Source organism: Achromobacter sp. UBA4530, assembly GCF_002388205.1.
Classification (GTDB): Bacteria; Pseudomonadota; Gammaproteobacteria; order Burkholderiales; family Burkholderiaceae_B; genus Achromobacter; species Achromobacter animicus.
Map to the genome: position 1 here is coordinate 176,396 of NZ_DGMA01000005.1, position 11,264 is coordinate 187,659.

General features: G+C 64.8%; 12 protein-coding genes and 1 tRNA gene. 5 read left to right on the plus strand and 8 right to left on the minus strand.

What is annotated here, in order from left to right; all coding sequences use genetic code 11:
* Positions 1 to 32 precede the first annotated feature (32 nt).
* The 3 genes from hutI (at position 33) to B2W22_RS03865 (ending at position 2,039) form a co-directional block, all read left to right on the plus strand.
* The gene (hutI, locus tag B2W22_RS03855) at positions 33 to 1,247 is read left to right on the plus strand and encodes an imidazolonepropionase (protein ID WP_286936233.1); all 1,215 of its coding nucleotides are present in this window, start codon (positions 33 to 35) and stop codon (positions 1,245 to 1,247) included.
* A gap of 167 nt (positions 1,248 to 1,414) precedes the next feature.
* Positions 1,415 to 1,669, plus strand: coding sequence for a type II toxin-antitoxin system RelE family toxin (locus tag B2W22_RS03860; protein ID WP_279974886.1), 255 nt, complete (start codon positions 1,415 to 1,417; stop codon positions 1,667 to 1,669).
* Between the two features lie 10 nt (positions 1,670 to 1,679).
* Positions 1,680 to 2,039 (plus strand): helix-turn-helix domain-containing protein, encoded by a 360-nt coding sequence (locus B2W22_RS03865; protein WP_279974885.1) that lies wholly within the window; start codon positions 1,680 to 1,682, stop codon positions 2,037 to 2,039.
* A 102-nt stretch (positions 2,040 to 2,141) separates the two neighbouring features.
* Here the strand turns inward: B2W22_RS03865 and B2W22_RS03870 are convergent, their stop codons facing one another.
* The 8 genes from B2W22_RS03870 to B2W22_RS03905 form a co-directional block, all read right to left on the minus strand.
* Positions 2,142 to 2,432, minus strand: a complete 291-nt coding sequence (locus B2W22_RS03870; protein ID WP_286936236.1) for a hypothetical protein — start codon at positions 2,430 to 2,432, stop codon at positions 2,142 to 2,144.
* Between the two features lie 17 nt (positions 2,433 to 2,449).
* Positions 2,450 to 2,526, minus strand: a tRNA-Arg gene (locus B2W22_RS03875).
* 71 nt (positions 2,527 to 2,597) lie between these two features.
* The gene (locus B2W22_RS03880) at positions 2,598 to 3,182 is read right to left on the minus strand and encodes a helix-turn-helix domain-containing protein (RefSeq protein ID WP_175124382.1); all 585 of its coding nucleotides are present in this window, start codon (positions 3,180 to 3,182) and stop codon (positions 2,598 to 2,600) included.
* Positions 3,183 to 3,267: 85 nt separating this feature from the next.
* Complete coding sequence (locus B2W22_RS03885) at positions 3,268 to 4,560, minus strand: NAD(P)/FAD-dependent oxidoreductase (RefSeq protein ID WP_175124383.1); 1,293 nt, start codon at positions 4,558 to 4,560, stop codon at positions 3,268 to 3,270.
* Positions 4,561 to 4,569: 9 nt separating this feature from the next.
* Positions 4,570 to 5,259: an amino acid ABC transporter permease gene (locus B2W22_RS03890; protein WP_175124384.1), complete on the minus strand. Its 690-nt coding sequence runs from the start codon at positions 5,257 to 5,259 to the stop codon at positions 4,570 to 4,572.
* Positions 5,260 to 5,261: 2 nt separating this feature from the next.
* Positions 5,262 to 5,954, minus strand: coding sequence for an amino acid ABC transporter permease (locus B2W22_RS03895; protein WP_175124385.1), 693 nt, complete (start codon positions 5,952 to 5,954; stop codon positions 5,262 to 5,264).
* A gap of 18 nt (positions 5,955 to 5,972) precedes the next feature.
* Positions 5,973 to 6,764 (minus strand): ABC transporter substrate-binding protein, encoded by a 792-nt coding sequence (locus B2W22_RS03900; RefSeq protein ID WP_175124386.1) that lies wholly within the window; start codon positions 6,762 to 6,764, stop codon positions 5,973 to 5,975.
* Positions 6,765 to 6,850: 86 nt separating this feature from the next.
* The gene (locus B2W22_RS03905) at positions 6,851 to 7,600 is read right to left on the minus strand and encodes an amino acid ABC transporter ATP-binding protein (RefSeq protein WP_056563861.1); all 750 of its coding nucleotides are present in this window, start codon (positions 7,598 to 7,600) and stop codon (positions 6,851 to 6,853) included.
* A 206-nt stretch (positions 7,601 to 7,806) separates the two neighbouring features.
* Here B2W22_RS03905 and B2W22_RS03910 point away from each other — a divergent pair, with 206 nt between their 5' ends.
* Together B2W22_RS03910 and B2W22_RS03915 are read left to right on the plus strand one after the other, a co-directional pair.
* On the plus strand, positions 7,807 to 9,309 hold the full coding sequence (locus tag B2W22_RS03910) for an aldehyde dehydrogenase family protein (protein WP_286936239.1): 1,503 nt from the start codon (positions 7,807 to 7,809) through the stop codon (positions 9,307 to 9,309).
* Between the two features lie 245 nt (positions 9,310 to 9,554).
* Positions 9,555 to 10,841 (plus strand): phospholipase A, encoded by a 1,287-nt coding sequence (locus tag B2W22_RS03915; protein ID WP_175124388.1) that lies wholly within the window; start codon positions 9,555 to 9,557, stop codon positions 10,839 to 10,841.
* The last annotated feature ends 423 nt before the right edge of the window (positions 10,842 to 11,264 follow it).

The following is an 11,264-nucleotide window of genomic DNA, read 5'->3' on the forward strand; positions in this document are numbered from 1 at the left end:
TTTGGGCCGGCGCCTGCACCAAGGAGAAATGCATGAGACAGGTCTGGCGACATTGCCACGCCGCCACGATGGCCGGCGGCACCTATTCCGTAATCCACAGCGCGGCCATCGTGACCCGCGCCGACCGCATCGAATGGATCGGCCCGGATTCCGAACTGCCCGCCGTGGACGCCGCGCACGTCCATGACCTGGGCGGCGCGTGGGTCACGCCCGGCCTCGTCGATTGCCACACCCACCTGGTATTCGGCGGCGACCGCAGCAGGGAATTCGAACAGCGTCTGCAAGGGGTCGACTACGCCACCATCGCGGCCCAAGGCGGCGGCATCGCCAGCACCGTACGCGCCACACGCGCGGCAACCGAAGACGAACTGTTCGCCAGCGCCCATCGCCGTGCGCTGCATTTGCTGCGTGATGGCGTCACGACGTTGGAGATCAAGTCGGGATACGGACTTGATTTAGAAAATGAACGCAAGATGCTGCGCGTGGCAAGGCGCCTGGGTCAGACGCTGCCGCTGACCGTGCGCGCAACCTGCCTGGCTGCGCACGCGCTGCCGCCAGAGTTCACAGGGCGTCCGGACGAGTACATCGACGAAGTCGCGCTGCGCATGCTGCCGGCGCTGGCGGCGGAAGGCTTGGTCGACGCCGTGGATGCATTTTGCGAACACCTTGCTTTTACGCCGGAGCAGGTCGAACGGGTTTTTCGGGCGGCGGTCCGGCTGAACCTGCCAGTGAAACTGCATGCGGAGCAGCTGTCGTCACTGCACGGAGCGAGTCTGGCGGCGCGCTATGGGGCGCTGTCTGCCGATCATCTGGAATACCTGACGGAGTCCGACGTGCTGGCAATGGCCAAGGCGGGGACGGTGGCGGTGCTGCTGCCAGGCGCGTTCTACGCGCTGCGCGAAACGCAACTGCCGCCGGTGGATCTGCTGCGCCAGCACGGCGTGCCGATCGCGATTTCGACGGATCTGAATCCCGGGACGTCGCCGGTGCTGTCGTTGCGGTTGATGCTGAGCATGGCGTGTACGTTGTTCAGGATGACGCCAGAAGAGGCGCTTGCGGGGGTGACGCGGAATGGGGCGCGAGCGTTGGGGTTGTCAGCGACGCATGGGACGCTGGAGGTGGGCAAGGTGGCGGATTTTGTGGCTTGGGAGATCACGCATCCGGCGGAGCTGGCGTATTGGGTGGGTGGGGATGTGGCGAAGCGGGTGGTTCGGCATGGGGCAGTGTTGGACGTAGCGGCGCTTTGAGTCACACCAACCTCGTAATTAACTCCAGGCGCTATAGGCCTCACTACTTTGCTCTAACCGCGCCGGAGCGGGCGGACGCTTGACGTCGAAAGAAACACGAAAACCTATACCTTTCTTGAAAACCTATATAGCTTTAGCTATAATTGCCCAACCCACGGATTGCGGGAATGTTCAAAATCAACTGGAACAAGAAGGCTGTCAAGCAACTGGCCAAGGTTGACGGACAAGACCGCCACCGCATCGCCCACGCCGTAACTCTCCTGGCTGACCTTCCGAATGCTCAGAACGTGAAAGCCCTGACGAACCATGAATACGGCTACCGTCTCCGGGTGGGTAACTATCGAGTTTTGTTCGATGCGGATACCGTCATTCGCATCGTCGAAATTCAGCAAGTGAAGAAGCGCGACGGTCACACCTACTAAGGAACCAGCCATGAACCTGCACCCCACCATTGTGGAGTCCGACGGCAAACCGGCCTTCGTCGTGCTGCCCTACGCCGAGTACCTCGAACTGACCCGTGCTCACCCCGCGCCAGTCCGGACCCATCCCCGCATCCCCGCGGATGGAAGTATTCCGCATGAGGTCGTGCTTCTGATGACGGAGAACGACTGGAGCATCATCCGTGCCTGGCGCGAGTACCTGGGCGTGACGCAAACCGAGATGGCGGCTCGACTGGAGATTCGCCAACCCAGCTATGCGGCCATGGAGGCAAACGATGCGCGCCCGCGCAAAGCCACACGCCAGCGAATTGCGGCCGCGCTCGGCCTTCAGTTCGATCAACTCGATGTCTGATGTCGAAATGCAAAAGCCCCGACAGGGGTGTCCCTATCGGGGCCAAAGGAGGTCGACTACTACGATGATCGCCGCAGCAACCGATCGCCCTCGGAAGCAAACTCAGGCAGTCAAAAACCGCACGACTTCCGCCCAATCATTCGTCGACAACGCCACATCCTCGTAGTCGCCTTCTTCCTCGTCCCAACGCGAGACACAGTAGCGCTGGCTTCTGCCGGATTCGCGGTCGGCGTAGTTGGCGTAGTCGACATACACCTTCAAGCCGCGCTCCTCGTTGACGAACGCCGGCGCTGCATCGATGCGTTCAGACGCGTCAACGTAGCCTTCGGGCAGAGTCGGCAGGGTGGAGATGTCGTAGCGGGGAAATTCCCGGCGCAGTCGGTCAAGGTTCATATGGCAAGCTTTAGGGCTGGCGCGGCAGGAGGGGCTCGAACCCCCGACCTCAGGCTTAGAAGGCCCGTGCTCTATCCAGCTGAGCTACTGCCGCGCGTTGTGGTGACGCCCGGAACCCGTCCGGGCCGCGCATTTTACCCTGTTGCGGAAAAAGCGGCTCGCCCCCTACTCCTCGCCTATATCCGTATGCGTGGACACCCACAACACAATCGCATCCTCCGGACTGAGGCTGATCACCCGGTGTCCCATGCGGCTATCTATATAGAAGCTCTCCCCCGCCTTCAGCCGGGCCGGTTCATAGAACTCGGTATAAAGCTGAACCTCTCCCTCCAGCACATACACAAACTCCTCCCCCCCGTGCCGGCTCCAGTCCTGGAACTCGTCAAAGGCCCGCGCCTTGACGCGGGTATGAAACGGCATCATTCGCTTGTGCGATAGCGCAGTGCATAGCAACCGATGATCGTAATACGGCGTTTCGTACTGCCGGCCTTCGCCCTGGCGGCTCAGGCTGCGGCGGCCGGTGCCCATGTGGGCGTCGGAGGCGGTGAAGAGTTCGGCCACGTCCAGGTCCAGGCCCGCGGCGATCTTGATCAGGTTGTCATAGGTGGGGGACAGCAGGCTGTTCTCTATCTTTGACAGGGTGGACGCGGACACGCCGGTGGCCTCGGCCGCCTGCTTCAGAGTCCACGCGCGCGCCTGGCGCAAGGCTCGCAGCCGTTGTGCCAATGCGCTCTGTTTGTTGCCTTGCATCTGTATACCCTGTCATGCCCGCAGTAGTCAGGCCCGCAATACTCAGACCCGAACCCTCAGGCCCGAATCCTCAAGCCCGCAATAGTCAGCCCCGCGATTGACGCTCACGCCACCAATCGCGCGCCTGGTAAGACCAATAAGTCAGTTGAACCGCCGCCGTGCCCAGGCTTCCGCCGTTCCAGGCCAACCCGAACGGTTCGAAGAGCTTGTAGCGCTGCGTGTCGCCGGTAATGCCCTCGGCCACGACGCGTCCGCCCACGGACGTGGTGTTCATGCCGTGTCCGCCGAACGCGGTGCAATACCAGACATTCCGACCCAGCAGGCCGATCTGCGGCATCAGGTGCCGCGCGTAGGCCATGCGTCCCGACCACGCTGCCTCCACGCGCACCCCTTGCAATTGGGGGTAGACGCTGAGCAATTCGCGGCGCAGGGACTCGGCCAGATCGGGCGGGTCGTCGACACGGGTGGTGATTCTACTGCCCCAGCCGATGCGGCCGCCATCCAGGACGCGGTAATAGTTGCCGGCGCGCCGGTCGTCGCCGATGGCCGCATTGCTGCGGATGGCTTCGCGCACGCGGTCACCCAGCGGTTCGGTCAGCATGATGTAGGTGGCGATGGGCAGCATTGCGCGGCGCAGGGCCGGCACGACGTCGCCGGTGTAGCCGCCGGTGGCCAGCACCACGGTGGCGGCGTCGATCTGGCCTTGTTCGGTCTTCAGGTGCTTGACCGCGCCGTCCAGCGTGGCCTGCACGACGGGCGAATCCTCGTGGATGCGCACGCCTAGCCGCACGCACTCGCGGGCCAGCGCGCGCGCGTAGTTCAGCGGATGGAAGTGAAAGGACGAGGGGTCTTCGATGCCCTGGTGGTAGACGTCGGACACCAGCCGTTCGCGAACCTGGCTGCGCGAGAGCAGCCGCACGTCGCGCCCGAAGTCGCGCTGCTGGCTGTCGCACCACTGGCGCAACGCGTCGGTGGCTTCGTAGCGCACGACGCGCAGCCGTCCGTCGACCTTGTGGGCGTCGGCGATGCGCAGGTCGCGGATGTTGTCGCGGATGATCTCGACGCCTTCCATCGACAGGCGGTAAAGCTGGCGGTAGTGGTCTTCGTCGACGTGCTTGCGGATGGCGTCGGCGCCCGCGGAAAACGCCGGCGACACCGAGCCGCCGTTGCGGCCCGAGGCGCCCCAGGCGATCCGCCGCGCTTCCAGCAGGGTCACGTTGCGGCCGCGCCGGGCCAGTTCGAGCGCCGTGGACAGGCCCGCCAGCCCCGCGCCGATCACGCAGACGTCGGCGCTGGCCGCGCCCGCCAGCGGCGGATAGTAGGTGTCGCCGTCGGCGATCGTGCGCTTGTAGTAGGTGTCGATGTACTCGGAGACCATGGTGTCGGCTCAGTGCAGGCCCGCGCCTTGCAGGCCCCCGGTCAGGCGCTTTTCCAGCCAGTTGGCCAGGCGCAGGAGCGGGTAGCAGTAGATGAAGTAGATGGCGGCGATCATGCCGTAGATGAACAGCGATTTGGCCGGGAAGGTGATGATGAAGACTTCCCCCTGGCGCGTGAGTTCGGTGATACCGACCACGGACAGGATGGCGGTGCTTTTGATCAGCATGACGTACACGCCGCTCATGGGCTGCACGATCAGGCGCATGGCCTGCGGCAGGATCACCAGCCACAGAATCTGCAAAGGGCGCAGGCCCAACGTCATTGCGCCTTCGGTCTGGCCGCGCGGCACGGCCTGGATGGCGCCCATGACAATTTCCGCCACGTAGCAGGACGTGTACACCGACAGCGCCACGAAGGCCGCCGTGCCGGAATCCCAGTGCAGCAGCTCGATACCCGAACTGGGCAGCACGAAGTAGACGATGTAGAGCTGCACCAGAAACGGCGTGCCACGCAGGATGTGGATGTACACCCCCAGGATCTGATGCACGCCGCGGATGCGGTAGCTGCGGATCACGCCGATCACGAAACCCAGCAGCGAGCCGGCAATGATGGCTACAAACGAGATCTTCAGCGTCTCCCAGAAGCCCTTGAGCAGAAAAGGCAGCACGACGCCGGCGGTGGAAAGATAGGAGTCCAGCATGATTACCTCGCGTTCCAGGCCGGGCCGGCCAGCCACAGGCTGACGCCCTTGGACAGCAGCAGCATGACGCAGTAGATCAGCAGATAGCCCGCCGCGATGGTCAGGAAGGCTTCGTTGGGCACGATGCGTTCGCTGTTCATCTGCACGCCCGCGGCAACCAGTTCAAAGACCGTGATCAGCGACAGCAGCGACGTGTCCTTGATGAGTACGGCGGTCTGGCCCAGCAGCGGCGGCAGCGTATTGGCGAATGCCTGCGGCAGCACCACGTAGCGCAGACGCTGGTGGTAGTTCATGCCGCAGGCCTTGGCGCCTTCGATCTGGCCGCGCGGCACGGACTCGATGCCGACGCGGATGATTTCGCTCATGTAGGCCGCGTGGTGCAGGGTCATGGCGAGGATGCCCAGCACCATCTCGCTCCAGCCCTTGGCGCCCGGCACAAGATAAGGCACCGCGTAATAGACCAGGTAGATCTGCACGAGCAGCGGCGTGGAGCGCACGAATTGCACATACGCCGCCACCGGACGCCACACCGCGCCGCGGGACGACATATGGGCAAGCGCGAGCGGAACCCCGGCCAGCACCGACAGCACCAGGCTGGCGCCCGCCGCGATCAGGGTATTGGCCAGGCCTTCGGCAAATTGGCCCGTGTACTGGCTGACGATGCGCCAGTTATAGAAATCGATCAGCCAGTCCATGGGCGGTCCCGTCTCCGATCAGTGGTCTTTCTTCCAATCGGTGGAATACCAGTACTGGACCAGTTCCGGCAGCGAGTTGTCCGCGGTCTTCAGCGTTTGCCAGTTGTCCAGCCAGAACTTCAGGCGGAACGCGTTGGGGCCGACAGCAAACGCCAGGGGCTCGCGCACCATTACGCCCTCAAGCACGCGCAGGTTGCCGAAGTCGACGAGAAACTGGTTGGCGGTGGACAGCGACATGATGCCGGCATCCAGCCGGCCGCTGGACAGCGCCTGGCCAACCGGCGCGCTGCCGCCCGAGAACTCCTTGAGCGTGGCCGTCGGCAGCATCTTCTTGCCGACTTCGGCGTAGGTGCTGGCGCCAAGCGCACCGACGGTAACGCCCGACTTGTTCAGTTCGGCGTAGTTCTTGTACGGCGAATCCTTGGGCACCACGGCGACGGTGTCGGCGTAGAACATGGGCAGCGAGAACAGCACCTGCGCGGCGCGCTGCGGCGTGGGCGTCATGTCCGCGGCCACCATGTCGGCCTTGCCCGACAGCAGCGCGGGCAAGAGGCCCTTCCATTCATAATCCTGCAGCACCAGCTTCACGCCCAGGTCGTCGGCCATGCGCTTGGCGACTTCCACGGCCAGCCCCGTGCGCTTGCCCGTCTTGTCCATGAAGCTCATCAGCGGCCCGGAGGTCTGCACCGCCACGCGCAATTCACCGCGCTTGATGATGTCGGAAAGTTCGTCCGCCTGTGCCGGCAGGGCCACGGTGGCGGCCGCCAGGGCGACGCTGGCCACGCCCAGCCATTGTTTGATTTTCAACATTGCTAACCCCTTTGGTGATTGGACCCATATCGTTCCGGGCAAGGCACATCGCGCCGGCAGCGCCCGGATAAGCCGGACCGGCGGGACTACAGAATCTTTTCCAGGAAGGCGCGGGTGCGCGCCTCTTTGGGGTGGCCGAACACTTCGTCGGGCGTACCCATCTCCACGATGCGGCCCGCGTCCATGAAGAGCGCGCGGTCGCCCACGTCGCGGGCGAAGCCCATTTCGTGCGTCACCACCGCCATCGTCATGCCGTCGCGCGCCAGGGCGCGCATCAATTCAAGAATGCCGCCCACCGTTTCAGGATCGAGCGCCGACGTGGCCTCGTCGAACAGCATCAGTTGCGGGTCCATCGCCAGCGCGCGCGCGATCGCCACGCGCTGCTGCTGGCCGCCGGACAACTGACTGGGGTAGCGATCGCCGAATTCCGCCATGCCGACGCGGCCCAGGAGGTCGCGGGCGTAGCGTTCGGCATCGGCGCGGCTGCGCCCGCGCACCACCCGCTGGGGTAGCGCCACGTTGTCGAGCGCAGTACGGTGCTGGAACAGGTTGAAGTGCTGGAACACCATGCCGACGTCGGTGCGCCAGCGGTTGACGTCGGTGGCCGGATCCGTCAGCGACACGCCATTGACGCGGATCGTGCCGCTGTCGATGCTTTCCAGCCCGTTCAGGGTGCGCAGCAAGGTGCTCTTCCCCGAGCCCGACGGACCGACCACGACCATCACCTCGCCGCGTTCGAGCTGGCAATCGATGCCGTCCAGCGCCAGATGCGGGGGATGCCCGTCGCGCTGATAGGTCTTCTTGACTGCCTGAACAACGAGCAACGGTTCCGCCACGAATTCACCTTCAGGTGCAGTGCGCACGGGGCTGACTGAGGATCTGCCGCACGCACTAGCGTTTCAAGGAGGCCAGCAAAGGGCGCCTCAAAAATATTTCGCATTTCACGTCATAGTTTCGTATAGTAAATTTTTTTCCAGAATCGCCACTTAGGCATAACCCTTAAGCGAAGGCGCTGACTTCGCAAGGCCTCGAAGGAACCGGCATGGACACTCCTCAAGACATCCTGCGCAATCTCGGACTCACCTCCAGTGCGCTCACCGGCGGCACCCTGATCGCCCGCAGCCCGATCGATGGCGCCGAACTGGCGCAGGTGCATGAGCACACGGTGGCCCAGGCCCACGCCGCCATCACCCGCGCGCGGCAAGCCAGCCTGGCTTGGCGTGACGTCCCCGCCCCCCGCCGCGGCGAACTGATCCGCCTGTTCGGCGAAACCCTGCGCCAGCACAAGCAGGAACTCGGCCGCCTCGTCAGCCTGGAAGCCGGCAAGATCGTTGCCGAAGGCGAAGGCGAAGTGCAGGAAATGATCGACATCTGCGACTTCGCCGTCGGCCTGTCGCGCCAGCTCTACGGCCTGACCATCGCTTCCGAACGCCCCGGCCACCGCATGATGGAAACGTGGCATCCGCTGGGCGTCGTCGGCGTCATTAGCGCCTTCAACTTCCCCGTCGCTGTGTGGGCCTGGAACGCCGCGCTGGCGCTGGTCTGCGGCAACGCCGTCGTCTGGAAGCCTTCGGAAAAGACCCCGCTCACCGCCCTGGCCTGCCAGGCGCTCTTCGCGCAGGCCGTTCAACGCTTTGGCGACGCGCCCGCCGGCTTGTCCGAAGTCCTGATCGGCGGCCGCGAGGTCGGCGAAGCCCTGGTCGACTCGCACACCGTCGCACTGGTGTCCGCTACCGGCTCCACCCGCATGGGCCGCCAGGTCGGTCCGCGCGTCGCGCAACGCTTCGGCCGCGTCCTGCTTGAACTGGGCGGCAACAACGCCATCATCGTCGGCCCCACCGCCGACCTCGACATGGCCGCCCGCGGCATCGTCTTCGGCGCCATCGGCACCGCCGGCCAGCGCTGCACCACCACCCGCCGCCTGATCGTCCACGAAAGCGTCGCCGACGAACTGGTCCAGCGCCTGCACAAGGCGTACGCCAGCGCCCCCATCGGCAACCCGCTCGACGGCGGCAACCTCGTCGGCCCCCTGATCGACCGCGCCTCCTTCGACGCCATGCAGGCCGCGCTGACCGCCGCCCGCGAACAGGGCGGCAAGGTCACCGGCGGCGAACGCGTCCTGGCCGACCAATACCCCGACGCCTGGTACGTGCGCCCCGCCATCGCCGAAATGCCCGGCCAGACCGACGTCGTCTGCCACGAAACCTTCGCGCCCATCCTCTACGTCATGCGCTACAAGGACTTCGGCGACGCCCTCGCCATGCAGAACGGCGTGCCGCAAGGCCTGTCGTCCGCCATCTTCACCAACGACCTGCGCGAAGCCGAAACCTTCCTGTCCGCCGCCGGCTCCGACTGCGGCATCGCCAACGTCAACATTGGCACCTCCGGCGCCGAAATCGGCGGCGCGTTTGGCGGCGAAAAGGAAACCGGCGGCGGCCGCGAGTCCGGTTCGGACGCCTGGCGCAACTACATGCGCCGCGCGACCAACACCATCAACTACTCGCGCAATCTGCCGCTGGCGCAGGGCATCAAGTTCGGGGAATAACCCCGATGCCGGCCACGCGCGGCGCTTGCAGCAAGCCCGCGCGTGGCATCGCATCGAGCCGCAAGGCCCGGCCTGCTCGACCTCGATTCCCGCACCACAACCGGCTCGAAAAGCCCCGCGCATTGTCGACAACGCGCGGGGCTTTTCGCATTTTTTACAGCCCACACATACGATTAGTCTGATTTACAAACTGTTGCCAGAGTCGGTGCTACATTGCCTGATCACAAAAATCAGATACATCCTCAATGACCTCCCGCCGTCCCTTTCACCGCTCTCCCACCCCCCGCCTCCTTGCCGCCATCCTGGCCCTGAGCGCGGCCGGCTCTGCCGCGGCAGGCGTGTCATACCGGCTGGACCGCCCCTCCGCGGCGCCCGGCGAAACCGTCACCATCGAAGCCGTCTTCTTCAACGAAGGCGGCTCGCGCGTCGACTGGCAGGCCCCGCCCGAACTCGTCCTGCAGTGGCGCAGCCCCGACGGCCAGATCGTCCGCAGCCTCGCCAAACTGAAAAGCGGCCGTGACAACTACAGCGTGCCCGTCAACAACTTCGCGCGCATGTCCTGGTCCGCCGAAGTGCCCGCCACCGCACGCGGCCTGCAAGCCGTCTCCATCGAAGGCCAACCGTCCATGATGGCGCTCGACGCCACCGGCCGCGACAGCGGCACCCTGGCCACCACGCCCGCCCAGACGCCCGTCGTCGACCCACGCAGCGGCCAACCTGTCCCAGCCGCAGCCGTCGCCGCCGCAGGCGCCTCCCCCGAAGCCGGCCCCGCCCCCGCCGCCACCATCGAACCCACCGTCGAGCAGGCCGCCTTCGACAAATTCCGAAGCGCCTTCTCCGCCTACAAGCCCGTCTACTTCGCCGTCGGCACCCGCGGCCTCACCACCGCCCGCTTCCAGATCAGCGCCAAATACCGCCTGATCAGCCCGCGCGGCGGCGAAGACACCTGGCACGACGACTTCTACCTGGGCTACACCCAGACCTCGCTGTGGGATCTGGAAAGCGACTCCAAGCCCTTCATCGACACCACGTTCAATCCCAGCGTTTTCTGGATGACCGACGACATCTGGAAATCCGAAAACCAGAACTGGCGCTTCGGCATGAACACCGGCGTCGAACACGCCTCCAACGGCAAAGACGGAGAAGACTCCCGCTCGCTCAACGACGGGTACATCGAACCGCGCTTCCACTACCGCTTCGACAGTGGCAGCACCCTCACCTTCGCCCCCAAGGTCAAGGCCTACTTCGCCGTCGCCAAGGAAAACAGCGACTACGCCGACTACGCCGGCCACGTCGACTGGCAACTGCGCTGGGCCCAGGACAACGGCGCGGTCGTCTCGGCGATGTACCGCCAGGGAGATCAGAAGCGTCGCACGACACAGCTGGATTTCGCGTGGCCGCTGCGCCGTACGTTCCTGAACTGGAACGGGTACCTGCATCTGCAGTATTTCAACGGCTACGGCGAGACGCTGCTGGGCTACAACCAGCGCAACGAAAGCCAGTTCCGCGTGGGCTTGTCGCTGATTCCGTAAACGCACAATGCGGCAAGCAAGCGTCAAATGAAATCGCCGGCCTAACTAGCCGGCGTTTTTCTTTGCGCGCACTTCAATGTGTCGCATCCGTCAGCGGCCCGGTGTCAGACACCCAGGTAGCAGGATCGTCAGTCTGTGAGACCGGCTCAGCGGATGTCAGACACCTCGTTCTCGAACACTCCAGCGGACAACCCATACGCCCCGGGTGTCAGACACCTCGACTTGAAGCCGTCGACGCCAGACACCCGAACGCCAGATAAGGCCGCCCGCGCGGCCGAAATCTGGCAGCCCCGCAAGATCTTCCGGCCACCAACAAACCTACAAAAGAAGGCCAAGCAAGCCGCCCTCCCCGCCGACCGCACGACCTCATACGACGCAGCCCGGTGCGGCGGTGGCCTGGGTGCGCGGGGCGTGTAGATGCGC